Raw genomic sequence first — 25066 nt, 5'->3', positions numbered from 1 at the left:
GTCGTATCTGCGATTATCCTTATCTTCGTATATCCGGCGGGGATCGACAATCGCACTCTGTTGGCATCGCTTATCTTTCCAAGTGTTTTTGGACGAACGCCCCCGAACCGGCAAGCAAGCTCGGTCGGTCCGGGAGCCGCGCGTCTATTTCGAATGCTGCAGCAGCCAGGCGTAAATGGCCGGATCGGCGTACGTCTCCGTCCAACCGCCATGACCGTTAAGCTGATAAATGTTCACTTTGGCTTCGACCGGCGGGACCGGACTAGCGACCATGTTCTGAACGACGTCTTCCGTCTGCTCCCGGCCGAACGGCTCGCCGGCGTTGGCGAATCCCCACAGCGGCACGGATCCCAGTCGGAATTGAATGTCTTTCGTTAAGTACGGATGCGCAAGATCATCGAAATTCGTCAGGTTGGAAGCGATCGGGATGGCCGCCGCCACTTTTTCGGGATGCTCTTGCGCGTAATAGAACGTACCCGCCCCGCCGATGCTGAGCCCGGTCACATAGACGCGGTCGGGATCGATCGGGAACCGGCTCATCGCATCGTTGACGAAGCTGTCGATGTTGCCAGGCGTGAACCATTGCCCTGCCGACAGCTGCGGCGAGATGACGATGAACGGCATTTCCTGTCCTTGGGAGATCAGCATAGGCGGTCCGTGCGTTTTGACGAGCTCGATGTTTGTTCCCGATTCACCGCTGCCGTGCAGGAACAGCAGCATCGGATACTTCCCGTTCGGCCCCCGGTACGCGTCTTCCGGCTGATACGCCAAATAGTGAACGGTGCCGAAGCCGGCCAGCGGCGACGTGAAGGACACGACCCGATGCCGGACCTGCAGCGTTACCGATTGGCTGTAGACGGTACCGAGCGACGACATCTCGCCTACCCAGTACACGTAATACGTCGCATTATCGGCAAGACCCGCGACGTTGCGAAGCAGCTCCGTGCCGGCGTTGCCGGCCGTCACGGCAATCGTCCCTTTCTTGACGAGCGCGCCGCCTGTCGAACCGAGTGCCGCCGCCTTGACCGCGGCCGCTGTCGGCGATCCTTGCGAGGTGTTATAGACCGCATAATAAATCGTGCCGGCCTGCGGCAAGCTCGCGTGCAGGTCGATCGACGAAGCTCCGCCGACGACATAGCCGCCCGCAGGCGCCGCCGTCGTCAGCAGCGAAGGGACGTTGGACAGCGCCGATACGTTGCCTACATCGTCGATCGAGCGAATCGCGAAGTAATACGTCATATTCGGCGAGAGCCCGTTGACCGTGGCGGTCTGGCCCGTTCCCGACACTACGGGGTTCGGACGGACAGCCAGCCGCGTCGCACCGGACCAGGAGGTCTCGTCCGTGATCGGCGACGTGCCGAATCGAATGTCGTATGACGATGCAGTTCCTATTGCTCCGTCGTCGCCTTGGGCGGTCCAACTCAGTTGGGCGGTCCGCAATCCGGCGTTGGAGGCGCTTAAGCTTGTGATGGCGCCTGGCGCGACGTTGTCCGACGTCCCCGTCGTCACGGCGCTCGCCGTATTGGAGATCGGGCTGTAATTGCCCGCCTCATCCTTGGATTTGATCGCGAAATAATAGGTCGTGCCCGGGCGCAATCCGCGGACCGTCACCTCGTCGCCGGTACCTTCCACGCGGGGAACGGCATAGATCAGCGCCTTCGACGCGCTGCTCCAATTGGAGGAATCGATGGATGACTTGCCGTAGCGAACTTCATATCCGGATACTCGTCCCCACGCGTCGGATTTGCCTGGCAACGTTAAGTCGTCATCGTACGGCGCCGTGAACGTCAGCTTCACGGACGTATCGCTCAGCGCGGTCGCGGCCGCATTGGCGATGGCGGTCGGCGCGATCGTATCCGGGAGCGCCGTCGTTCTCGGCGCATGTAGCCGTTCTCTCGGCTGGCTGGGACTGGACCACGATGCCGTCAACGTCCCCCAGGCGCCCGTCGAATAATATTCGACCCGAATTTCGTACGACTGATTGGCCGTTAAGGCGATCGTCGCTGATTGCTCCGCGACGGTCGGCGAGTTCCACGTATCGACCAACAGCTGCCGATTTACCCAGAAGCGCACGTGGTCGTTGCTGTCTCCGGTTTTGACATAGAACGTGTACGTTTGCGAATATTGCGGAATGACCTGTCCGGTAATGCGCGCCGCATATTTATTGGCCAAGTAAGGTTTGCCCGGCAGCACATCCCAGCGGTACAGGTTGAAATCGTCGTACACGAGCCGGCCATATAGCGACGTGAATTTTTCGCCCGCGCCGGCAGCCGCGTCGTCGTAGATTTCGGCGATGAACCCGGCGCTGTCGCCCGTGCCGTCCCAAGGCGTCATCGCCGCGACCGACGTCGACAGATTGGAGGCGTTGCCTGCCTTGTCCCTGGCGACGACGGCGAAGCTGTACAGCCGTCCGGGACGGAGCCCGGCGACGGTCAGCGATTCCGGCTGCCCCGATGCCTTGGGCGTCATCGATTGCGGGAATACGGTTGCGTTCTGCCACGTGTTATTCCCGTAATCCCGTGCCACCCCCCCAAGATTAATGTATCGTACTTCATAGCTCGTCGCCGTTCCCGTCGAGCCATCGTCACCGGTCGCCGTCCAGTTCAGCGTTACCGTCATTCCCGTCTGCGAGGCGATCTTCAAGTTCGTGACCGGATTCGGTTTGATCGTATCTGTCGATGCGGACGTCGCCAGGCTGGCGACGTTGGACAGGCCCGATTCGTTGGACGCCTTATCCTTCGTCTTGATCGCGAAATAATAAGTCGTACCGGCGCTGAGCCCCGTCACCGTGAAGCTCTGACTCGAGCCGGCTGCCGCCGGCGCGGGCACACCGCTCGCCTGCGTCAGGCTCGCCCAGTCCGCGTTCGTGAAGCTCGACATTCGGTAGCGAATGTCGTACGATGTCGCCGTTCCCGTCATACCGTCGTCACCGGGAGCGATCCAACTCAGCTTAATGGAATTCGCCGTCGCGCTGCCCGCGCTCAGGCTCGTAATCGCTGCCGGCGCCGTCGTGTCCGGTGCCGCCGTCGTCGACAGGCTGACGACGTTCGACAGGTCGGATTCGTTGGACGCCTCATCCTTCGTCTTGATCGCAAAATAATACGTCGTTCCGGCGCTGAGCCCCGTCACTGTTAAGCTCTGGCTCGAGCCGGCTGCCGCCGGCGCGGGCACACCGCTCGCCTGCGGCAGGCTCGCCCAGTCCGCGTTCGTGAAGCTCGACGTCCGATAGCGAATGTCGTACGATGTCGCCGTTCCCGTCATACCGTCGTCACCGGGGGCGATCCAACTCAGCTTAATGGAATTCGCCGTCGCGCTGCCCGCGCTCAGGCTCGTAATCGCTGCCGGCGCCGTCGTGTCCGGTGCCGCCGTCGTCGACAGGCTGACGACGTTCGACAGGTCGGATTCGTTGGACGCCTCATCCTTCGTCTTGATCGCAAAATAATACGTCGTTCCGGCGCTGAGCCCCGTCACTGTTAAGCTCTGGCTCGAGCCGGCTGCCGCCGGCGCGGGCACACCGCTCGCCTGCGGCAGGCTCGCCCAGTCCGCGTTCGTGAAGCTCGACGTCCGATAGCGAATGTCGTACGATGTCGCCGTTCCCGTCATACCGTCGTCACCGGGGGCGATCCAACTCAGCGTAATGGAATTCCCCGTCGCGCTGCCCGCGCTCAGACTCGTAATCGCCGCGGGCGCTGTCGTATCGCCGCCGCCAAGCGCGACGGACACGATGTTGGACAACTGTGAAGTATTGTAAAAGGGAGAGCTCGGCGTCACGTATCGCTTGTCATTCGACTTGATCGCGAAGTGATAGGTCAAGCCTGCCGTCAGACCGCTCACCGTCATCGACTCAGGGCTGCCGGCTTCCGACGGATTCGGTTCGCCCGTCGCCTGCGTCGCCGCATTCCAACTCGTCTCGTCCGTAATCGGCGACGTACTGTAGCGCACGTCGTACCCATCAGCGAATCCGAACATGTCGTTGTCGTTGCCCGGCGCCGTCCACGTCAATTGGACGCTCGTCGTCGACAGCGCCGACGCCGCGAGGTTGTCGATCGCCGACGGCGGCGTCTCGTCGCGGGGCGCTCCCCTTCCGAAGAAGCCGATCTCCGACAGCTGCGCGTCGCCGCTCGGCGACTCCAGCACGAACCGCAGCCTCGACGTGAGAATGTTCACCTCGATGTCCTTCTGGCCCGCCGCGCCGCTGAACGAATCGGTCGCGATCAGCGTCCAGCCGCCCGGCCGTCCCGTATAGATCTTCAGCGTGCCGGTGCCGGCCGATTCGTATACGCGCACTTTATTGATCGACCTTCTGCCGTCCCACTCGTAGCCGAAGTCATACGTGAACTCGGCCGGGTAGCTCGTCGCGCCCCAGGCGGTCGCCGTGTTGCCGTCGACCAGATTTGCCTTCGTGCCCCCGCCGGAGACGAGCCCGACCGACCCGTCGCTGAGCGAGAAGCCGTCCGCGCCTAGCAGCGCTCGGCTGCCGACGTTGGAGATGGCCGACACGTTGCCCGATTTGTCCGTCGTCTTCATCGCGAAATAGTAGGTCGTGCTCGCCTTCAGCCGGCGCACGATCATATTCTGCGACGTGCCGGCCGCCGCAGGCTTCGGCTCGCTGACAACCTGCGTCGCTTCGTTCCACGAGGCGCCGTCCGTAATCGGCGCCGTGCTGTACCGGATATCGTACGACGTCGCCGTCCCCGTCGAGCCGTCGTCGCCCGGCGCCGTCCACGACAGCCGCAGCGAGGCGACTGACCATTTCCAGTAAGAATTGTCCGTCTGATCGTCCGTCACCGCCAAGTCGGTGATGGCCGCCGGCGCCGTTGTATCCGGCGGATCGGCGTGCACGACTGCCGACGGCAGCGCCGTGGTCAGCGCCAGCAGCCAGGCGGCCGACAGCGCGATGAAGCGTCTAATGCTTGTTCGTATCGTCATCGTATCCCTCCGCGTGTATTGTGTATTCGATTGTCCGTAAGCGTTGCGCTCGCTATAGGCCGTTTCTCTTCCAAAGGTCGAAACCGCATGGATAGCTGCGCAATGCGCTACCATGCCGTATCGGGTACCGCCTCCTTTTCAACCGTTCATTCTCCGCAACCGCCAGCCGCCGACAAATTAAATAAACGCAGTCGGCAATCCCGTATTCGGAAATGCTTCTGCGTCGGCCGCGGTGTCGAAGTCATCTTCATTGTCGGCGATCGCATGCGGCACCTCAATGATCCGATGTTGACATCGCTTATCTTTCCAAGTGTTTTTGGACAGGCATTCCTGTCCGCCACGAGCCCGCCGTTCCGCCCAGCCAGCGACCCGACATGCAAATCGAGTAGGCCCATGCGCAATTGCATGGGCCTCTCACAGATCCGTACGTCAGACTGTCTAACAAATATTAATGAATATCCGATTTTGGCATGAAAATGGTTGTCCCGTGTCGAATTTCTGTATCTAAGGAGATGAGCGCATATGCCTTTTATTGAAGGTGAAGATAGAGATCAAATTTATTTACTGCCATATACATTGGGCGATTTTGTAGAAGAAGAAAATCCTGTTCGAGTTATCGATGCTTACGTAGATAGCTTGTCCCTAGAAGAATTGGGGTTTCAGGTGTACTCGGGTTCAAAAGCAGGGCAAAAACCCTATCGCCGGCAAGAACTTCTCAAGCTCTATCTTTACTGTTATATGAACGGCATCCGATTCTCTCGAAAGATGGAAACCGAGACGAAAAGAAATATTGAACTAATGTGGCTAATCGGTAAGCTCCAGCCGGACCACGTCACTTTATCTGCTTTCATGAAAAGCAACCAAACTGCCATAAAAAAACTGTTTAAAGAATTCACCCTAATGTTAAAAGGTTTCGGTTTAATCGATGGTCAGCTTGTCGCGATTGATGGCACAAAGTTAAAGGCGAACTGCTCTAAAAAGAAGCATTTTAATGACAACATTATCAGTAAGAAGCTAGAGCACATCGATGCCTATTTGCGCGACTTTTTAATGGAGGACAATCGTCTCAAAAAGCAGGAAATCATTGAAAAGTTAGAGGTTTATCAAAAGAGAATGCATGAGCTGCAAGTAATGAAACAAGAACTCAAGGAAACGGGTGAAAACCAGCTCTGCGTTACCGATCAGGATGCCAAATCAATGAAAAACAACGGGAAGCATGAAGTTTGCTTCAATGTTCAAACGGCAGTGGATAGCAAGTATAAATTAATCGTGGACTGCGATACGGTCAATGATGTCAATGATCAAGGGCAACTGTCCAATATGGCAAAGAAGACAAAGCAAGTTTTCCGTGATCAAAAAATCACAATTCTGGCCGATACAGGATATTATAACTATTTAGAAATCATCGATGTTGTCGACAAAAGCACCGAACTCTTAATAAAGCCGCAGCAGGGTAAGCAAAACAAAGTAGCTAGCGGATTTAATAAAGTCACTTTATCAATTCCTCCGCTACCGCCGTTTGTCCTCACAGATTCCCATGCCATTTCCAAGTTGGTCCTGTGATACACCTTATCGATTAATGAATGAACTTTCCGTTCTGTGCCTTCTGCTTTCATGTGTTTCGTATCCTCCGCCTGCAAGTTGTGGGTCTTTCACAAAGGGAATGTTCCGTCCCTTGCCGCCTACTCTCGAAACTCATGTTAGTTTCCAGTCTCCATAAAGCGAGCTGCCTTCCCCTTCTGTTTCACCTTTTGAGTGAGCAGAAGCCAGCCACACCTGGGTAGCTGATCCAGACGTTTCTGTTGTTCGTCAGTTTCAAAGTATTACGCAGCTCTCCGACTTCTCGCCGTGCGTCTGGTATGCATTTCGGGGTTTCCTTATAGCATCCATTACTGAAACTGCCGTGCGTTCTTTTGAAGTGGCAGGCACGGCGCGACCACTTCGACTTTGTTTAACCACTCGTCCTGCAAGTGCATTTGTTTCAGACACGACGAGATCTCCGTGGGTCACATCGTCATCTTCCGTACCATGCCGCCCACACACACCTTGGTGCGATAGGTGGACTAGAACGCCTTCGTCTCCATAGTGCAGACTCGACCTTACCCCATCTTTGGCCGACCGGTTCGCGAGTTCGGGTAGCCCCGTTTCACTACGGCCTGGTACTTCTCCTCATACCCTTCAGACTCTGCCTCACGGTAGACGCCCTGCCCTCCGACAAAAAAATTTTGCCAGCCCCTGAGACGTTACTCCCAAGTTTGGATATGAGCACCCTAGTCCGGTGCTCAGCGGGACTTTAACCCACCTGATGAACGTGCTGCCACGTACGCACTATCCCTACGTCTGACTTCTCACCACCCATAACCGCTCCTTAGCCATCACGGCCTTGTACGCGGCTTACCGCACATGCGGGGACGATAAGATCTCCTTGGGTCACGTCAACGACTTTCACCCGAATCCAGTCCTTCTAACTTACGAGATCAACAGTGGTATTGGACGTCCCCTTCTTTTGTAGGGTTATCCGATCTCGCCAGCCAATGTGGTTTTGCCATCTGTTCCGGGGTTTGCCTTCAAGCCCTCCGCACACATCCTCTTGGACTACGCACTGCCTGTCAGCTATGCACTTCCGCCACCTCGCGGTGTGCTCGAGACTTCCACTCCTTAGTCGTTGCGCTGCCAAGCGCACAAAAGCCGCCCCCTCGAAAGGGTAGCGGCTCGGCTTCGACGAACAAATACGGTTGCCAGTTGATCGGGCGTTGGGCGTCGAGGATGTACGTATTGCAGCGAGCCGGGATCCTGGGATTTCGCGATCAGCTGCCGGCACGATCTGATCACGCGATTCGAAGAGGTGCGCGACCGCCAGCACCTTAAAGGGGTTGGACGCCCGGTACATCGGCTACTTCCAGGCGTACACGAACACGTACACCTCGCTGGCGACGTGGAAGGAGTAACGAGGTCGTGTTGTCGATCGCGATTCGGCCCGACTCTTGCGGATCACGTCGTCGAATATTTGGCAGAGCTGAATGAGCGGACTTATTTGTGGTTGGAGATGGGGCTGCAGATGGTGCATGTGTCGACGTTGCAGCCTTGCAAACTTGTCGTCTTACCTTCCTTGACCCCGGGGGCCAGTCAGGCTATACCCGCTCGCTCGTCTGCCCAAAACCCGTCAGTCGACCAACCCCCGATCCTTCATCCGCAAGTAGCTCTCGGCCGCCGCCCCGTTGCCCCAATCGAATATAGTGAACTCGCCCATATAGTCGTCATCGGCGCTCGTACGTCCACCGTGGCCATAGTTCTCCATCATGAAGCCGTAATCCGCCTCACCAAAAAACGGCCACGATTTTTCCCAACGCACCTTCACCTCCGGATTGTCCGGGCAGTACATCAGCGCGAACGACGCATACATAGCCGCCAGGCCGCGTTCGACGTACTCCCGTTCCCCCAGCGTCTGCCCGTAGCGGATAATCAGCTCGGCGAACAGGCTCTGGCGCGCATCGTTCCACTCGCCGTCGACGTTCATGACGCCGAAGCCGCCTAGCGCCGGCACATGGATGTAGGGCGGCTGCCAGGACGCCTGCGTCATGAGAAGCTCGTCGAGCACGCGGCGCCCGAGTCTCAGATGCGCCTCGTCCTCCGTCGCCCGGTAGCAAGCCAGTAGCGCCTCCGCGGTCCAGTACATCGAGAAGTTGCATTGCTTGTACATGCCGTTGCGCTCGGCCCGCCGTCCAAGCAGCGTATCGTGTCCGTACCAGGAGCAGGAATAGTACGTCTCGAAGTCCTCCCAGCGCCCTTCGGCCACGATAGAGGACGCGACCGCCTCCATCGCGCGAAGCGCGCTGTCCCGGTAACGGCCGTCTCCCGTCAGCTCATGCAGCTTGAGCAGGAACGTGACCGACATCGACGTCTCCGGCGAATCGTCGAGCACGCCGCACGGTTCAAGAGTCTCCTTGTTCAGCCAGCCGGGGAAAAACCCGCGCGCATCCTGCTTCCCGATGAGCGCGTCGGCGTACGTACGGGCGTACTCAACCAGCCTGGCATCCGGCTCCAGCTCTTCATGCCAGACGAGCATCAGCCACGCGGTCCAGCTCATGTCGAGCAGATGAAACGGCGCCTCCTGCACGTTGAACGTGAACGGGTTGCGGTTGGAATTGCCCCAGTACTTTGTCTCCCACCCGAGAGAGCGGTTGTACTCCTTCCCGTCTATCGTCACCGTCTCCATGCGCGTGGCTATGACACTCGGGAAAAAGCCGTTCCGCTGCGGCGCTGACAGCGCCAACTCCTTCGCCATCAGCGCGCGGCGCATGTAGTCTTCGTTGCCCGTACGCCGCCCATAGCGGTACAAGCCTTGCGCGGAGCGTAGGGAGCTGAACCACGCCTGGTTCCATATGGAACGGAATTCACGCTCGTTCACGCGCCCCGGATAGTTCGGGCTTTGCGTTACGTTGACGATGAACACCGGAGCGCCGACCTCGCGGCCATCCAGCTCGAATTGCTGCCAGACGGCGTCCCCCCAGCTGTTGAACGCCCAGTTGTAAGTGTGCCCGACGTAGCCGTCCAGCGATCCGGACATCGGCTGCCCCGCCGCGAACAGGCGGCTGCCCCATCCCATCCATAGGAACGACAGCGCGTAGCGCCACGGGTTGGCGATCGCTTCAGCCCCTTCTGTCATCATGACGTAAAAAGCGATCCGCACCTCGCCGGACGCGTATTCCGCGCCTGGTCGGCGGACGTACAGCACATGTTCCTTCACCTCGGTCACGCTCATCCCGAGCGCCAGCATGTTCGCCGCCGCGTCCAAATCCATATACCAGCGGGGAGATGTCGGACCGTCCCCGGCAATGCCCCGCGCATGCATGGCGCACAGTGTGTCGGGATCGGGGACGATCGTCAGCATCCGGCTGCCGTCGTGCACGATCAGCGCCGGCGAGCGGAAAGCGTGCTGGTCGATGACGTGCTCTTCCGTCGGACTTAAGTGCGGCGCCCAGTGGAACGTCGGCGCGAATGCCGGAATGATGCGCAGCTGCCAATCGTCCTGCCGCGTGTCGGCCGGCAGCTCGAAGCGAACCGTGACGCGCGCCCAGCCGCCCTTAATGCTGGCGATTTCCGTTTGCGGCCGCACGCCGTCAAGCGCATCGCACTCGATCGCTTCAATATAAGTTCGCCAGTCCGTTGGCAGCGAGACCGGGTCGGTCGGATAGGTCATGCAGACGATACCTCCAGTCAAATCGATATGAGGCGCGCGTCCCCGGACGTCGACGCCTTTTCCTTCAGGACGATGCGGAATATGCGCTCTCTATTCCTTGACGCTGCCCATGACGATGCCGCTCATGAAATACCGCTGCAGAAACGGATATACGCAAAATATCGGCAGCGCCCCGAGAAAGATTTGAGCCGCGCGCACGGCCCGGTCGTTCAGCTCCGCGAACAGCTTCCACTCGTCGGCGCTGCGAATCTGGGTCAGATCGAGGCGGACGACGACCGTCTGCAAATAGCTGGCGAGCGGATAGCGGATCGGGTCGTTCATGTAGATCAGCCCTCCGAACCATTCATTCCAATGGCCGACGATCGTGAACAGGCCGACGGTCGCTAGCGCGGGCAGCGACAGCGGCGCCACGACGCGCCACAATATCTGGACGTGTCCCGCGCCATCGATGAAACCGGCCTCGAGCAGCTCCTTCGGCAGCGCGCGAATGAAGTTCAGCAGCAGGATGACGTTAAATACCGGCACGGCGCCGGGCAGCACGAGCGCCCATAGCGTGTCCATAAGGCCGAGCTCCTTGACGAGCAAGTACGAGGGGACGAGCCCGCCCGCGAACAGCATCGTGAATACGAATATCCAGGCGTACCAAGTGCGCAACCGGAACTGAGGCACTTCCTTGGACAGTGGATACGCGGTGAACAGCGTCAATACCATATTAATGACCGTCCCCAGCGCGACGCGCTTAAGCGAGACGAGAATGGACGCGAGAAATTCCTTCTTTTGGGCGACGTAGTTGTAGGCGGTCGTCGTGAAATCGACCGGCCACATCGACACTTTGCCCGCGTCGATCGCGGTGTTCGAGCTGAACGATACGGCAAGCACGTTCAAAATCGGCATGATGCACAGCGCGGCCATCAGGGCCAGCGCGCTGTATATCGATGCGGTAATCAGCCGGCTGCCGAGCGTTTGAGGCTGTACCATGGGGCCATTCTCCCCCTCCTTGAAGCCCGCTCAGAAAATGCGGTAATTGGCGAATCGATAGGCGAAAAAATAGGACACGGAGATGAGCAGCAGCGAGATGACCGACTTGAACAGGCCGACGGCCGTGCCGACATCCAATTGCCCATTGATGAGCGCCATCCGGAAGACGTACGTGTCCAGGATGTCGCCCGTCTCGTAGACGGTCGGACTGTACAGGTTGAACACCTGGTCGAAGCCTGCGTTCAGCACGCTGCCGAGCGACAGGGTCAGCATTAGGATGACGATCGGCACGATGCCGGGAAGCGTAATATACAGCGTTTGCTTCAAGCGGCTCGCTCCGTCGATAACGGCCGCTTCGTACAGCGCCGGGTTGATACCGGTCAGCGCGGCCAAGTAGATGATCGTGCCGAAGCCGAATTCCTTCCAGACGTCCGTCCCGACGAGGACGAACGGAAACCAGCTTTTATCGCCGAGGAAAAAGATCGGCTGGAAACCGAGCCACTTCAAAAACTGGTTCACCATACCGGAATTCGGCGACAGCACGTCGATCAGAATGCCGGACAAAATGACCCAAGACAAAAAGTGGGGCATATAAATAATCGTCTGTACCGTCCGTTTGAACGCTTTTTTTCTCAGCTCGTTGAGCAGCAGCGCGGTGATGATCGGGGCAACGATTCCGGCGACAATTTTCATGACGGAAATGAAAAGCGTGTTGAGGATGACATGCATCGTCTCGGGAAGCGAGTATACATATTTGAAGTTGTCGATTCCGATCCATTTCGAACCGAACAAGCCTCCCGTCGGCAAAAATCTCTGAAAGGCGATTACGACGCCGACCATCGGGCCGTAGCAAAAGATGACGATCATTACCAATCCCGGCAGCAGCATGAGATGCAGCGGCCATTCCAGTATCCACTTGCGGCGGGATCCCGGCGCATTCGTCATTGGGGCAACCTCCTCGTAAGCCGTCGTTCCAACAAGCAGCCCGTTCCGCCGGCGCGGCTTACTTGAGGGCGCCGCCATCCGCCACTTCCTGCAAAATCTGGTCTCCGCCTTGTTCGTGCCAGCCTTTGACCCATTCGTCGAAATACTCGATCGGCTTATCGCCGGTTATGATGTCCTCGAACGCCCGGATTTCATTATCGCGCAGCGTCGGACCTTTCGTTTTCATCGTTTCGGTCGGCGGGCCGAAGTAGCTGCTCATGACATACAGGTCGTTTTTCTTGTAATCGCCGAGAATCGCGAACGCTTGGCGCACCGCTTCAGCGGCCCACAAGGTGTTGTCTCCCGCCTTATACTTCTCGATGTCTGCGTAGGCATTTTTCATGCCGGTGGACAACTTGGACGTATCGCCGGAGGCGATCGCTTCGTTCAGCGCGCGATAATCGTCCTGATTCAAATCCGCGAAGCTACCGCCGATCGCCGCGTACGCCCACGGACCATACGTCACGTCGTTCTCGGTCACGGTCGTATACTGCTTCTCGACCTCGCCGCCTCGTTCCAGGTAGCCGTACATTTTGTCGTTATAGTAGTTCAACAGCTTGAACACGGCTTCCGGGTGCTTCGCTTCCTTTTTCACGACGTAGAACTGCCGGGGCAGCGCGCCGGTCGTTAGGGCCTTGGCTGGCTTATCGTCCGCCGATACGAGCGGGTAAGCCTGCCAGTCGACTTTCGGATCGTCGTTCTTCATGTTGTTGACCGGCCACGTCGCGATCCACCAGGCACCGAAAGACATGCCGACCTTGCCCTGCGTCGCCAGATCGCCGGACTTCACGCCGTCAATGACGGTGAATTCCGGATTGATCGCGCCTGCCTTGTACAGCTCCTGCAGCTTGCCGAGCGCCGTCTTCACCTCCGGCTTCGTGTCGGCGAACACCGGCTTGCCATTCGCGTCCTTCAAGAACACGAGGTTGACACCAGAGCCTCTGGCCGGGTTGAACGGATAAGCGTGGTATCCGTTGAAGAAGCCGTCGAGCGCGGACCAGCCGCCGAACAGGTTGTAGTCCAGGCTCAGCCCCCACGTGTCCTTCTTGCCGTTGCCATCCGGATCGTTGTTGGCGAACGCGATGGCGATCTTCATGACGTCATCCATCGTTTTCGGCGGCTTGAGGCCGAGCTTGTCGAGCCAGTCTTTGCGGATCCACAGCATGTTGCCGTCGTCGCGTCCGCCGCCTCCGACCGGAATGCCGACGAGACGGCCGTTGTAGCGCGACGCGTCCAGCTTGATGCCACCCGCTTCCTCGAGGCTTTTCTTGGTCAGGGGGCTCGTGTATTTGTCGTACAGATCGGTCAGGTCGGCAAGTTGACCGGCTTGGGCGAGAGTCTGGAACTGTTGGTCGTCCACCACCAGGAAGTCGGGCAGTTCGCCGCCGACCATCGAGACGAGCACCTTGTTCTTATACTGCTGATCGCTTACTTTCCACTTGTTCGTCACCTTGATGCCGAGGTCGGTCGCATAATTCCGATACCAGACGTTGTCGTCGTACGAATCGCCCTCGCGGAACTTGACGCCCGCGTTAATCGCGCGGACGGTCGTCACTTCGATCGGCGGATCGTACTTGCCGAACGGCCCGTCTTCCTCCGCAGGCGCGCTCGCGCTTGGACTCGCGGCTGGACTCGCGCTAGTCGGCGGACTCGCCTTTGGCGACTCCCCTGCGTTGTTACCCCCGTTCTCGGTGCAGGCTGCGCTGAGCGTCAACGTCAACGCCACGGCCAGCAGCGCAGGAGCTTTGTACCATTTCCCCTTCATTGCCATTCCTCCCTAATTTGGTTGGTATCTGTTCTACAGCCCTCATTATGGAGAATCCGCAACCGCAGGAAAATAAGAATGTGTTGGCTTTGCTTATCCTCTGTCGTCCTCTTAGTCCAGACGGATCGAATCGCGGAATTCCTGGGGGGACATACCGGTCATTTTGCGGAAAAACCGGGTAAAGTAGGAGGGTGTCCAATACCCGACGCGGACACCAACATCGGCGATGCGCAGATCGGATTCCATGAGCAGCCGCTTCGCCTTGGCGAGGCGCTCGCGGTAAATGTAGTCGGACAGACTGCCGCCCGTGCTTTTGCCGTACAGCTTGGACAAGTAGGTAGGCGTCAGATGAACGACATCCGCCAGCCGGTTCAGCGACAGATCGCCTCCCAGATTGGCCTCGATGTAGTCGTTCACCGCGCGCACCGTCTCGCTCGTCTCCCGCTCTCCGTCCGCTTCGTCCGCGTCGAGCAGCAGGTCGGCGAGCCGCCGGAAAAAGGCGTCCGCTTCGGACCAGCCATCGTGCTCATGAACCGAGAACAGCTTGTACAGATCGATGCGTCCGGCGTATTGGGCGAACTTCCCCCGGCGATTCAGACGGGCGATGAACAATGCGGCCAGCGAATAAAAAACTTCCAGCGCCGGTCCGCTTCCCGCCCAGCCCTCGCCATCGGCGAACGCCATCACTTCGCCGTACAGCTCATCGAACTTGCTCTTGTCCCGGTCATCCAAATACGTGCCGAGCAAATGAATGCGATTGAGCGCCAAACGGTCCCGGCCGACATCCTTGTCCTCAAGGTATCGGTCGGACAGCAAAATTTCCTTCGTCGTACCGAGTCCGTAGGCGAACACTGCGCTCAGCCTGTCGTACATCGCGGGTAAGGCGCACCAGTCGGCCGGCTCGCTGGACACGACGAACGAGCAGACGAGCTTCAAGTACTCGCGGCACACTGCCTGCGCTGTCTCCAGCGTACCCTGAACGAAGCGCGTCCATCGACCCTCCTCGGCTTCCGCGGTTGGTTCGTTCGGATTCTTCCCCGCCTCTGTCTCCACTCCAGCTTCCGCTTCCGCATCGCCGAACGACGCGGTCGGCTGCATTAGCCAGACGAGCCGGTCGTGCCGCACCGTCAGATGAACGGACACCGCCCGTCCAGAAAGGTGTTCCTCGACGATATTGTTGATCGAATATAGATACAGCGCCTTGTCGCCCGGCCGCAACTCGCCGGGCCAGCCGTCGACGCGGCCGGCCGCCATGAGCACGGACCGCTCCGGATGCAACGGGATGCCGAGTTGCGAGAACCGGGCATGGCGCGAATCGGCGGTGCCGGCTTCACCCTGAAGAAGCTCCTGCAAATACTCCTTGCGAAGCATCGGCACCGAGGCCAACAGGCGCTGCCTTGCGCCCTCGATGAGCCGTTCGTAGGACATGTCTTGCGTCAGCTCCCGGATCGCCTTGCAGACCGCCTCGATGATCGCCTCGTCCCATTCGGTCTTCAGCACGTAATCGACCGCACCGCCGCGCATCGATGATTGGATGTATCCGAAGTCGTTGTAGCCGGTCAGGAACACGACCTTGCATCTCGGCCACAGTCGGTTGATCTTCACCTGCAAGCCAATGCCGTTAAGGCCCGGCATCTCGATGTCCGACAACACGATGTCCATCCGCAGACGGCTCGCGATCTCCAGCGCCTCGAGTCCGTCGTACGCAGCGTATAACTCGAGCGGCAGCTCCGACCGCTCGAACTGCTGCACTAACCCGTCGACGATGACCGGTTCGTCATCCACGATCAGCAATCGATACATCTCCATCTCACCTTTCGTCCTGATCGGGCTCAGCGACCTCTTCGCCGCAAGCCTGCCTGTCGATCGCCATCTCCACGCGCAGTCCGCCCAGCTCGCTGCGCGACAGGAACAGCCCGCTCCCCGGTCCGTACATGATCTGCAGCCTTCGCTGAACGTTGAGCAGTCCCGCGTGCTCCATCCCGTCCGGAGAGGCCTGCCCGGCCAGTTCGGCCGAAATGAGTCGCAGATTGTCGTCGGTCAACCCTTCGCCGTTGTCCTCGACGACGATCGCGTAGGCGCCCGCCCGCATCTCGAAGCCGACGCGAATGCAGCCGTCCCGGCGCCTGTCCTCCATCCCGTGCTTGTAGGCGTTCTCGATGATCGGCTGAAGCAGCAGCCGAGGAACGGGAATCGTCCGCCACGATTCCGGCAGCTTGCCGAACTCCACGACGATTTTGTCGGAGAACCGGATGTTCTGGATTTCCCCGTATGCCCACGAATGCTTCACTTCCGTCTCCAACGGCACCCGGTCGGAGGAATTGTACGTGATGTACTGGAAGTACTCGCCGAGATGCTGGCTGAAGCGGATAACTCCGCCCAGGTCGTTCATTTTGGCCAACCGGTACAGCACGAAGTATGTATTGTACAAAAAGTGAGGGTTGATCTGCGACTGCAGCTGCTTCAGCTCCGCGCTCTGGGCGCGTATTTTCTGCTCGTACACCTGCCGGATCAAATGGTGGATGCGCTCGACCATCCGGTTGAAATGCTGGAACAGGTAGCGGAATTCGTCGGTCGATCGCGGCAACGCGGCTGGCTCTATCATGCCGTCCTCCGCTTTGCGAAACGAGCGGATCAGCTTCTGCAGCGGCCGGTGAATGAGTCGGTAGATCCAGTAGGAATATGCGACGATGAAGACGAGCGAGAGCAGCGACATCAGCCAGAACATCCAGCGCGACGCCGCGATCTGCCCGAACACTTCGCTGCGCTTGACGTACGCAATCAAATAGCTGTCAAGCGAGGTCGAATACTCGAACGCAGCCAAATATTCGCCGTCGGGCAGCCGGAGCGGGGCGACGCCCGACGGTTCATCGCGCTCTTTTACGGTACGTAGGAAGTCCGCGAACTCGTCGGAAGATGACGTGCCCTTGCTAGCTACCGACCAGCGGCCCTCCGCGTCGAGCAGGATCGCACCCGACTGGCCGTAGCCGGCGAAGATGTCCAGCCTTTTGGAAACCACCTGCTTGTCGAGCTCGACCGACAGGACGAAGGACGGCGGCTTATCCGGCATCAGATCGGCCGGAAACGACAAGCCCAGGAACAGACGATCGCGCCACGGCACGAGCGCGAAGCCCGCTCCTAGCAAGCCGATGCGGTGCACGCCCGAGACGGCTTCGTACGATTCGGTCAGCCCGTCGCTGATCGAATGGCTGCTGGACAGCGTACGGCCGATCGTCACGATATGCGCACTGGCGTCGGCGACGTATTCGCTAGAATTTCTGATCCATTCCAGCCGGTTCTCGATGTGCCGAACCGCGCTGCTCCATTCGGAATGGCTCATGTACGTGCCGATAAACGCAAAATGCTGCAAATCCTGGTCGACGACCATCTCCAGGAGCATGTCGGCGATATGGTCCTGTTCCATCGTAAGTGCGTTCATATAGAAGCCGACCCGCGACTCCAGCGACTGGTTCAGCTCGCGGCGCACGCTCGATTCTCCCCATTGGTTCATCATCAGCCCGATGCCGTACATCGGCACGATGACGAGCATAAAGGCAAATATCAGCTTGGGAAATAGCGTTCGTTGCCAGCCGTTGCTGCTCAGTTCCATCGGTTCGCGCTCCTTCGCGCATAAATTCGGTGCGGCCGTACGTGCGGCGTCAATGCCTTCCCGCGCGATAAGCCGACACTCGGCTGCGGCGGTACCGCTTTCATAAATTGCCAAAGTGGAAATATTTCACGAATCGGCCTACCTTTAATTATTCAACGGACAGTCGGTCGTTGTATATAGCTTTTTAAGGACATCGCTTATCGTTTGTAGATCTGTTCGTTATATTCGCCAATAGACATCTCCATTGACGGCTCCGAGCAAGCTGCGTTAGACACGTCGACCTACTTCCTACCATAAATAACGTTTCGACATCCCCCAATGGGGTTCGTCATTCCATTCGCCAACGGTTCGTTTGACAATCACCAAATGCTCCAATTCATGCTCGACAAATCTTCGCAGCATCTTTCGAGCTGTCCATACCTCATGTGACTTTTCAGCCTGAAAAGTCCCTTCTCTAAGCTCAGCCTTTTTGCCGTATCCAACCCAAGGACGCGCGACAAGTACCACGGGTAACAATTTCGCACATGAATAGGTTATCTCTTTTTGTCCGTTTCCCCTGTCCCGATTCCGGCATTACCGTAACAAACTCTAGCAACTCGGTCCGCGCGTAATTCAAACTATTAACCGCCTGTACAAGTTCGGCGTCTGTGACTGAAACAAGATCTAACTCGAAAAGGCCAACGGCAGCGCCGGATATTCCGAAATTGACAATCTCCTGCTGTTCGCCCAACACAAAACTGAGCTCTTCCCCTGCGAAATCCGGAACCTTTTCACCGTGCCGTCTTAACCAGGTGTAAAAATTCACTGTAATTTGATATAATTCGATTAGTCAGTCGAGTGAAGGCTTCCGAAATCGGAACTAATAATGGAATTTCAGTATAGTTATCAATCGTGTTAGAGTACCCTTGTATAATACCTGAAATATTCATAGCTCTAAACTGAACATGCTGTAAGACCAGTAACAATAAGGGAAAACAGAACTTTAACGCTTCACTTAAAAAGTGAAATGATTATATGGAAAAAGAGCCCTTACTCTGGTAGTGTTAAAGGCGTCGAAACCACAACACCCACCAAAGGAGACTCTTCTATGGCAAGTCTACAAGAGTACGGCATGAACTTCAACCCCCGAATGAAAGTTAATTTTGAAGGCGGCGATCTGACCTCAGATGCTGGCCTGCTTCTCTATAAAGAATTTGATCATAAACTGGGCCTGTCTCAGACCGTTAAGCAATTGCTCGTCGTCAATGATCCCGTTCATCATCGGGATCATCCTAATTCTGATGTTGCCCTTCAGAAGATTTATCAGCATCTTTGTGGTTATCACACTGAGCCCCGTGACCATTTTGTACTGGACTTGGACTCCTCTGGATTTGCGGCTTTTGGCAAGCAGCATGGCGCGAACTACAATCATCACTATGCGCAAAATGAATTTCATCCGCTGTTTTGACGGATTAACCGGCGACTGTTTGCGTGCAGAGCTTCGTGCTGGAAATGTGTACACTTCTAGTCAGGTTGTAAGATTTATGGGACCTGTTCTGGAACGTTATCAATCTTGGGCACCTAAAGCCTTAATTGTCTTTCGCGGTGACAGCGGCTTTGCCGTTCCGGGCTTGTTTGAACTCGCTGAAACAAAAGGACATAAATACGCGATTCGCCTGAAAGCCAATGCCCGTCTACATTCTGCTGCGCAAGCGATGGCAACGGCAAGTCCACTACCGTGAATTCCAGTACAAGGCCAAATCCTGGAACTGTGCGCGGCGTGTGGTCGTGAAGATGGAGCGTCTTGCGGGAGAACTTCACATCCAATTTACTTTTATTGCCACGAACATGCGCTTGCAACCACGCAATGTCATTCGCTTTTACTTTCAACGTGGACACATGGAGAATTTCATCAAGGAAGCGAAAAACGGTTTTGCCTGCCATAAGATGAGCAGCACCGGATTCGAATCCAATGCGGTTAAATTGCAATTGGCGATGTTAGCGTACAATTTCAACAATTGGTTTCGCAGGCTTTGTTTACCCGAAGCATTTAGGCCAAACCGAATGGAAACGCTGCGTACCAAGTTGATTAAGATTGCTGGAAAGCTGATCTATTCCGGTCGATATTGGACATGGAAGCTGTGCAGCTCCTGCATCTACCAGAATCCCTTTATCCAAACGCTAAACAATATCCAACGGTTGCCTGGATTCGGGTGATTGGTGGACTTCATCACTAATTTCAAATGTAGCATTTCGGCGAAACGGGCAAGTGCGCCCAATTCTCAATCCATATAATGGATATTCCCATTTTATTCAGCGACGGTTTTAGAGTCCCTTCCAATATAACCACAAAACATAAATTTGAATGACTTCGGAAAGTTAATTTACCTTATATATTCAATTAAACCAACCAACTCATGGATCTATGAATATTTCAGGTTAAAGTAACTCAAATTAGTGCGGAAATAATAGTAAACTGTGTGGGTATTGCGTTTTTAATTGATGTGGATGACATATCTTGTCACACTCCTTGAAACAATTATAGCTTATTCTTTGTAGTGTGTGGCACCGGATAAACCACCATGTTCCTGGTGCCAGCGCTCAGTGATTATTTCGCCGACAAAGTGCGTGAGCGCTGACAGCATACGGGGAACGTATCGGATGAGTGGTTTTGTTATTCTCAAAAAACGGTCGAGGGTCCCTCTACCGTCCTTTTTATGTTTGAGATCAAACCGGACCCTTTTTTCAAAAATTGTGAATATAAAGCGACAGTATCAAGCTCTTAACAGAACCTGTGCTGCCGCCTTTTACTGTGTAACTGCATCCATTCCATAAGCTTGAAGGATCCATCCCTCTCATATTAAAGGAAATTGTATCACAGCTAGCTCTTTTGTTTCAGGACGATTTCTTAGGCTCCTATAGAGCTGAGCTAATTCCCCTCGTGCATCTATCCTACAAAAAGCTTGATTTCTACTATTTCAAACACTTTAAGCACACATCTATCCTTAAGTCACAGTGTTTCATACAGCAAAGCATCTATATATTTCAGAACATCTACGTACCCTGACAACTAAATACGTTTTATTCGGTACTTTCCCACTAGCCTGAAATGGAAAGTAGAAATGCAGACTACGCCACGACCATTTTGCTATTCAGAAACGAATGTTCAGCAAATTGCGAGCGATTTTGTTAACCGGATAAATCGAAACCTATTTAATAAGGAGATCGCTCATGCCGGATGATGAAAATCAACCCATTGTTGAAACTGACCCTTACCTGCTACTTTTTCAGATCATGCCCGATATCGTAATAGTCGAACAAATGTGTACCATGTTAGGCGGCATCAGTACCAAAACGGGCCGCAAATTACTCCAATCAGGACGTATCGCTCACTTTCGCATTGGTCGCTTTTACAAAATCCCGAAGCTGAGCATCATCCATTATTTACGTGAAAACTTAGCCCTCGGCACAAGCGTTCATGACACTTTATAGCTTTGAATCCTTTTTGATTCCGTTGTTATAATTAAAGTGTCGATGGTAGGTAGCTAGGGCTGCTAAACTTTGAAATTCCTTCTGAGTCCATTGAAGAGGAACTAGCGCTACCAGTTGAGGATGAAACAGCACCTGATGAAGAAAGTCCAGCCGGCATTCTGTTCGCAGATTTCATGTTGGCATGGCTTGGCATGATGAAGTATCAGGTTGAAGTGACTACTCATGCGGCTTATTGTTTTAATGTGAAGGGCAAAATTGTTCCTTATTTCAAGGACAAGGGGATTTTGCTGGAAGAACTTCAAGCGAAGCATCTGCAAGACTTCTATCTGTTTGTCCTGAACAAGTACAAGATTACTGCCCACACTGCTCAGAAGTATCATGCCAATATTCGTCAGGCCCTGCAACACGCCTTTCGGATGGACATGATTCCTTCCAATCCGGCAGATAAGGTTGATCGGCCTAAGAAGCAACAGTTTAACGGAAGTTACTACAATATCGAAGAACTTAATCAGCTATTTGAAGTCGTGAAAGATGATCCATTGGAATTGGGCGTGTATTTAGCAGCATTCTATGGCCTCAGACGGAGCGAAATTGTCGGATTGAAGTGGAGCGCTATCAGTTTTCAGCATCAGACCATTTCCATTCGTCACACCGTCACTTCCATATCGTATGAGGGGAAACAGATCATCGTAGAGAAGGATCGTGCAAAGAATAAATCGAGTTATCGCACTCTGCCGCTCGTACCTGCCTTTTTTGAACTATTGAAACGACTGTGGGAAGAGCAACAACAAAATCGTGCCTTGTTCAAAGATTCCTATTGCTACAAATATGAAGAATACATCTACGTGAACAAACTGGGAGACCGCATCAAACCGGGATATATCACACAACATTTCCCGATCGTTCTCCAGAAGCATGAGCTAAAACATATTCGTTTCCATGAGCTTCGCCACAGTTGTGCAAGCTTGTTGCTTGTCAATGGGGTCAGCCTGAAAGAAATTCAAGAGTGGTTAGGGCATAGCCATTACTCCACAACGGCTAACATTTATGCTCACCTGGATTATAACTCTAAGGTTTCGTCGGCACAGGTCATGAGCAACACGTTACAAGTCCCAATCAAACAAAAAGCTCCTGAACCGTCACAAGGACAAGTTCAAGAGCTCGTACATTCTTAGGGTGGTGCGGTCGAGAGGACTCGAACCTCCACGGCTGTTACACCACTAGAACCTGAATCTAGCGCGTCTGCCAATTCCGCCACGACCGCATGCGTGAACGTGAGCTTCGAATACTTCTAAGCCGAATTGGCTGGCGGCAAGAGTATCTTCGTCGAAATCACGTATATTAAAATATCATAAAAGACAAACCGAAGTCAAGCGAACGGACAAAGTTTAAATTTTCAGTTAAATTCGAGAATTTCAATAAGAAGGCGAGATCGGGCTCCATCCCGGTATCGACATTCCGGACTGAAACCGAATATTCCCGCTTGCAGCCGAAGAGATGGCAGCCGTCTCCATGATCTGAAGATCCGTCCCGCCCAGATCCCGTACGGCTTGCAAATAATAATGAGTGCTATTCTCATTATTCGCGAACAGGGCGACTCCCAACCCGATTAAATGTTTCGTCATCGCATCTAGTTCCCCTGCATCGAAAATTTCTCCGGTAAATTGCTCGTATCCGATATTTACCTCTGGAAGCTTGTCCGAAATCCGCGACTTCGCGGCATCGTTGTTCGATTCATTGATGATCATGCTTTTACCCTCGCGATCGTTCGGAAATAGAAGTCCTATCTTTCCTTCTTCCCTTCTACTCTTCCACAATCGCGCCGTTTTCATTCATGGGACCATTGCCGCGGTTCGCTTGCCAACTGAATATCGTATCCGCGTTTAACCTTCACGACTCTACGGTTCGGACGACGAATGAGCAATTGCTCCTCATCCCATGCGACTACGATGCCGACGACGTCGTTTAGTTCCAACGCATCCCTAACGATTCTGACTTTCGTTCCATCCACCCGGTATTGATTGAGTTGTTCATCATTCATAGCTTACCCTTCTCCTCCTCTTGTGACGAAAACCCGCAGGACCAAGGTCCTTGCGGGTTCTCCGGGGTTCTCTTGCCAGCAGCACCGAATAGCTTACCCGACGTGCTCCCTCGTATCGTTCGTTTCATACCAGTAATCCAGAACTTTGCTGGACATGACCCGTTTGCTGACGTATTCCGCCTGATGAGTCGCGAATCGTTCCGTCCATGGGATCTTGAGCTCTTCGCACAGCTTAACGATCGTGAGTAATTCGGACCAAGCTACATAACGTTTATACCAGAAAAATTGCGGGTGTTCGATCATGTATGGATACAGGTCGTCGAACTCCGTGTGTTTGCAGTCGAGCGCGCGCTCGAAATGGACTTTAGCCTCTTCCAACTTGTTCAGGAAGAAGTCCACCGACAAATTGACTTGATTATCGTTTTCCATTGCTGTTCGCCTCCCCACCTGCAGGTTAGTTCTATTATACGATATAGCATTCCGATTGGGAAAGGACGTTCATCGCCCTTATCTTAATCGGCAAACGTAATCGTGTTATCGTCGAGCGATTGAATCTTCACCAATGTTTCCACTTGGTAACCCAAGTCGCGCAACGTACGTCCTCCAGCTTGAAAAGATTTCTCGAGGACGATGCCGATTCCCTTAAGCGCGGCGCCGGATTGCTCGATAATCTTGATCAAACCGCGGGCCGCATCTCCGTTCGCGATAATATCGTCTATGAATAACACGGAGTCGTCGGCGCTCAACAGATGACGCGATACGATTAAATCCGTTACGATTCCTTTGGTGAACGAAGGAACTCTCTCGCAATAAGCATCGGGCTCGCCCAACAACGTCTTTTTCCTGCGGGCAAATACGAGCGGAACTCCCAATTGAAGAGCGGTAGCGAATGCAACGGGGATTCCGGACGATTCCACCGTGATCACCTTCGTTATTTTCTCTCCGGCAAATCTGGCCGCGAATTCTTTGCCCATCTCCATCGTCAATTGCGGATCGACGCCATGGTTAAGCAGAGAATCCAATTTCAACACCCCGGAATTTATGACGCTTGCTTCCTTTAGGATCCTTGCTTTAAGAATTTCCATCGTCTTCCCCACCACCCGTTGTCTTTTCCGTTTAACGTACCATATCCTTTTCCCGCGCGCAATATCGGGATGCACATTTTCGCATGACAATCTTTGGCGTAAGCGATGAAAAATCGACATGACTTTAGTCCCGACAAACTGCGACGTTATGCGACAAAAGAATGATTTCTTATATTTTTTTGACAAGCCCGAAACTTTTCCATGATCTGTTATGTCTTATATAGTATCAACGGTTATATTGGAGGGATGAACATGCCGAGATACTCCCCTGCCCGACTGAAAATATGGGGTGCGCTTCTGCTGTCGGTTAGTTTGGTATCGTGCAGTTCATCCCCGATCATAGAATCCGCATCCGGTCCCGCAAGCGATCCGCCTGCGATTTCATCGCCTGAATGGTCGCCTGAAGACTCCTCACCCGAAGAAGCGATCATTCAAACCATGGATCCGCCTGCCGTCACTCCGGAACCATCGCAACCGGCGGCCAGTAAACACCCGGACGCAGCTTCGCCGCCCGTCGAGGTATCTACGATTCAACCCAAATCGACAGAACCGGAGGACGCTCCAAATCCTGCTTTCCAGCCTAAAAGCCCTTCGTTGGCAAGCATTAAGCTCGGCGTCTCGGATAAGGAAGTCGTCAAGAGATACGGTCTTCCGTCGGACACCTACTTGCTACCCGGAGACAAGCAAACGGTTAATATATGGGAATACGACGGCTACTCCATAGGTCTTAACGACAAAGATAAAGTCGTTTACGTCGAGATCAGCTCTTCCGGCGTCAACACTGGCATACAAGGTTTGTTATACGGCATGAGCGGGTCCGAAGCGGCTCAATTGCTTGGAATTCCGAACGAAGATCATACGAACGTTCTCGCACTCGAAGTATCCGGCGGATGGTTAAAGCTCGATCTCGACCCCGATACGCAGAAGGTATTGTCGCTTAAGCTTCTGAGCAGAGAGATTTAAGTAGAAACGCCTTCAATCACCGGTTGTTCCGTGTGATTGA

The 25066-nt window shown here is 55.0% G+C and carries 16 protein-coding genes, 1 tRNA gene and 2 pseudogenes; 7 read left to right on the top strand and 12 right to left on the bottom strand.

All coding sequences use genetic code 11. The features are described 5' to 3' along the window. Positions 1-144 precede the first annotated feature (144 nt). The gene (locus HH215_RS01090) at positions 145-4929 is read right to left on the bottom strand and encodes a fibronectin type III domain-containing protein (protein ID WP_169278218.1); all 4785 of its coding nucleotides are present in this window, start codon (positions 4927-4929) and stop codon (positions 145-147) included. A 522-nt stretch (positions 4930-5451) separates the two neighbouring features. On the opposite strand from HH215_RS01090, the gene HH215_RS01085 reads away from it, so the two are divergent. Both HH215_RS01085 and HH215_RS36240 read left to right on the top strand, forming a co-directional pair. Then, entirely contained in the window at positions 5452-6492 is a 1041-nt protein-coding gene (locus tag HH215_RS01085; protein WP_169278217.1) for a transposase, read from the top strand. A 1189-nt stretch (positions 6493-7681) separates the two neighbouring features. Then, positions 7682-8005, top strand: a pseudogene (locus tag HH215_RS36240) (TIGR01212 family radical SAM protein); the annotation flags it as partial. Positions 8006-8092: 87 nt separating this feature from the next. Here HH215_RS36240 and HH215_RS01080 read toward each other — a convergent pair. The 6 genes from HH215_RS01080 to HH215_RS01055 all read right to left on the bottom strand — a co-directional run bounded on the left by HH215_RS01080 (position 8093) and on the right by HH215_RS01055 (position 17466). Further along, positions 8093-10129 (bottom strand): hypothetical protein, encoded by a 2037-nt coding sequence (locus HH215_RS01080; RefSeq protein ID WP_169278216.1) that lies wholly within the window; start codon positions 10127-10129, stop codon positions 8093-8095. Positions 10130-10219: 90 nt separating this feature from the next. Beyond that, on the bottom strand, positions 10220-11107 hold the full coding sequence (locus HH215_RS01075) for a carbohydrate ABC transporter permease (RefSeq protein ID WP_169278215.1): 888 nt from the start codon (positions 11105-11107) through the stop codon (positions 10220-10222). A gap of 30 nt (positions 11108-11137) precedes the next feature. Next, the gene (locus tag HH215_RS01070; protein WP_169278214.1) at positions 11138-12052 is read right to left on the bottom strand and encodes an ABC transporter permease; all 915 of its coding nucleotides are present in this window, start codon (positions 12050-12052) and stop codon (positions 11138-11140) included. A 58-nt stretch (positions 12053-12110) separates the two neighbouring features. After that, positions 12111-13856: a type 2 periplasmic-binding domain-containing protein gene (locus HH215_RS01065; protein ID WP_169278213.1), complete on the bottom strand. Its 1746-nt coding sequence runs from the start codon at positions 13854-13856 to the stop codon at positions 12111-12113. Between the two features lie 111 nt (positions 13857-13967). Further along, entirely contained in the window at positions 13968-15659 is a 1692-nt protein-coding gene (locus HH215_RS01060) for a helix-turn-helix domain-containing protein (protein ID WP_169278212.1), read from the bottom strand. Between the two features lie 7 nt (positions 15660-15666). Beyond that, positions 15667-17466 carry a sensor histidine kinase gene (locus HH215_RS01055; RefSeq protein WP_169278211.1) on the bottom strand — a complete coding sequence of 600 codons (1800 nt, stop codon included), beginning with the start codon at positions 17464-17466 and terminating at the stop codon, positions 15667-15669. 1087 nt (positions 17467-18553) lie between these two features. Between HH215_RS01055 and HH215_RS01050 the strand changes: the two genes are divergently transcribed. The 4 genes and pseudogenes from HH215_RS01050 to HH215_RS01030 all read left to right on the top strand — a co-directional run bounded on the left by HH215_RS01050 (position 18554) and on the right by HH215_RS01030 (position 22112). Then, positions 18554-18913, top strand: coding sequence for a transposase (locus HH215_RS01050; RefSeq protein WP_169278210.1), 360 nt, complete (start codon positions 18554-18556; stop codon positions 18911-18913). Next, positions 18858-19662, top strand: a pseudogene (locus HH215_RS01040) (IS1380 family transposase). The gene HH215_RS01050 and the pseudogene HH215_RS01040 overlap by 56 nt, the downstream one beginning before the upstream one ends. A 1014-nt stretch (positions 19663-20676) precedes the next feature. After that, the gene (locus tag HH215_RS01035; protein ID WP_169278207.1) at positions 20677-20937 is read left to right on the top strand and encodes a helix-turn-helix domain-containing protein; all 261 of its coding nucleotides are present in this window, start codon (positions 20677-20679) and stop codon (positions 20935-20937) included. A gap of 173 nt (positions 20938-21110) precedes the next feature. Next, entirely contained in the window at positions 21111-22112 is a 1002-nt protein-coding gene (locus tag HH215_RS01030) for a site-specific integrase (protein ID WP_169278206.1), read from the top strand. A gap of 2 nt (positions 22113-22114) precedes the next feature. On the opposite strand, the gene HH215_RS01025 is transcribed toward HH215_RS01030, so the two are convergent. The 5 genes from HH215_RS01025 to HH215_RS01005 form a co-directional block, all read right to left on the bottom strand. Then, positions 22115-22201, bottom strand: a tRNA-Leu gene (locus HH215_RS01025). 151 nt (positions 22202-22352) lie between these two features. Next, positions 22353-22685 (bottom strand): carboxymuconolactone decarboxylase family protein, encoded by a 333-nt coding sequence (locus tag HH215_RS01020; RefSeq protein WP_169278205.1) that lies wholly within the window; start codon positions 22683-22685, stop codon positions 22353-22355. Between the two features lie 80 nt (positions 22686-22765). Next, positions 22766-22978, bottom strand: a complete 213-nt coding sequence (locus HH215_RS01015; protein WP_169278204.1) for a hypothetical protein — start codon at positions 22976-22978, stop codon at positions 22766-22768. 93 nt (positions 22979-23071) lie between these two features. Continuing rightward, positions 23072-23407, bottom strand: coding sequence for a hypothetical protein (locus tag HH215_RS01010; RefSeq protein ID WP_169278203.1), 336 nt, complete (start codon positions 23405-23407; stop codon positions 23072-23074). Positions 23408-23490: 83 nt separating this feature from the next. After that, the gene (locus HH215_RS01005; RefSeq protein ID WP_169278202.1) at positions 23491-24063 is read right to left on the bottom strand and encodes a xanthine phosphoribosyltransferase; all 573 of its coding nucleotides are present in this window, start codon (positions 24061-24063) and stop codon (positions 23491-23493) included. A gap of 252 nt (positions 24064-24315) precedes the next feature. Here HH215_RS01005 and HH215_RS01000 point away from each other — a divergent pair, with 252 nt between their 5' ends. After that, positions 24316-25026: a hypothetical protein gene (locus tag HH215_RS01000; protein ID WP_169278201.1), complete on the top strand. Its 711-nt coding sequence runs from the start codon at positions 24316-24318 to the stop codon at positions 25024-25026. Positions 25027-25066: the final 40 nt, after the last annotated feature.

This window comes from Cohnella herbarum (assembly GCF_012849095.1).
Lineage (GTDB): Bacteria > Bacillota > Bacilli > Paenibacillales > Paenibacillaceae > Cohnella > Cohnella herbarum.
This window is presented reverse-complemented; position numbering and strand designations above follow the sequence as displayed.

Coding starts and splice junctions, on each gene's coding strand:
- HH215_RS01000 (WP_169278201.1), top strand. CDS start 24,316: ATGCCGAGATACTCCCCTGCCCGACTGAAAATATGGGGTGCGCTTCTG.
- HH215_RS01055 (WP_169278211.1), bottom strand. CDS start 17,466: ATGGAACTGAGCAGCAACGGCTGGCAACGAACGCTATTTCCCAAGCTG.
- HH215_RS01060 (WP_169278212.1), bottom strand. CDS start 15,659: ATGTATCGATTGCTGATCGTGGATGACGAACCGGTCATCGTCGACGGG.
- HH215_RS01065 (WP_169278213.1), bottom strand. CDS start 13,856: ATGAAGGGGAAATGGTACAAAGCTCCTGCGCTGCTGGCCGTGGCGTTG.
- HH215_RS01085 (WP_169278217.1), top strand. CDS start 5,452: ATGCCTTTTATTGAAGGTGAAGATAGAGATCAAATTTATTTACTGCCA.
- HH215_RS01080 (WP_169278216.1), bottom strand. CDS start 10,129: ATGACCTATCCGACCGACCCGGTCTCGCTGCCAACGGACTGGCGAACT.
- HH215_RS01050 (WP_169278210.1), top strand. CDS start 18,554: ATGGCAAGTCTACAAGAGTACGGCATGAACTTCAACCCCCGAATGAAA.
- HH215_RS01010 (WP_169278203.1), bottom strand. CDS start 23,407: ATGGAAAACGATAATCAAGTCAATTTGTCGGTGGACTTCTTCCTGAAC.
- HH215_RS01075 (WP_169278215.1), bottom strand. CDS start 11,107: ATGGTACAGCCTCAAACGCTCGGCAGCCGGCTGATTACCGCATCGATA.
- HH215_RS01015 (WP_169278204.1), bottom strand. CDS start 22,978: ATGAATGATGAACAACTCAATCAATACCGGGTGGATGGAACGAAAGTC.
- HH215_RS01005 (WP_169278202.1), bottom strand. CDS start 24,063: ATGGAAATTCTTAAAGCAAGGATCCTAAAGGAAGCAAGCGTCATAAAT.
- HH215_RS01030 (WP_169278206.1), top strand. CDS start 21,111: ATGTTGGCATGGCTTGGCATGATGAAGTATCAGGTTGAAGTGACTACT.
- HH215_RS01035 (WP_169278207.1), top strand. CDS start 20,677: ATGCCGGATGATGAAAATCAACCCATTGTTGAAACTGACCCTTACCTG.
- HH215_RS01020 (WP_169278205.1), bottom strand. CDS start 22,685: ATGATCATCAATGAATCGAACAACGATGCCGCGAAGTCGCGGATTTCG.
- HH215_RS01070 (WP_169278214.1), bottom strand. CDS start 12,052: ATGACGAATGCGCCGGGATCCCGCCGCAAGTGGATACTGGAATGGCCG.
- HH215_RS01090 (WP_169278218.1), bottom strand. CDS start 4,929: ATGACGATACGAACAAGCATTAGACGCTTCATCGCGCTGTCGGCCGCC.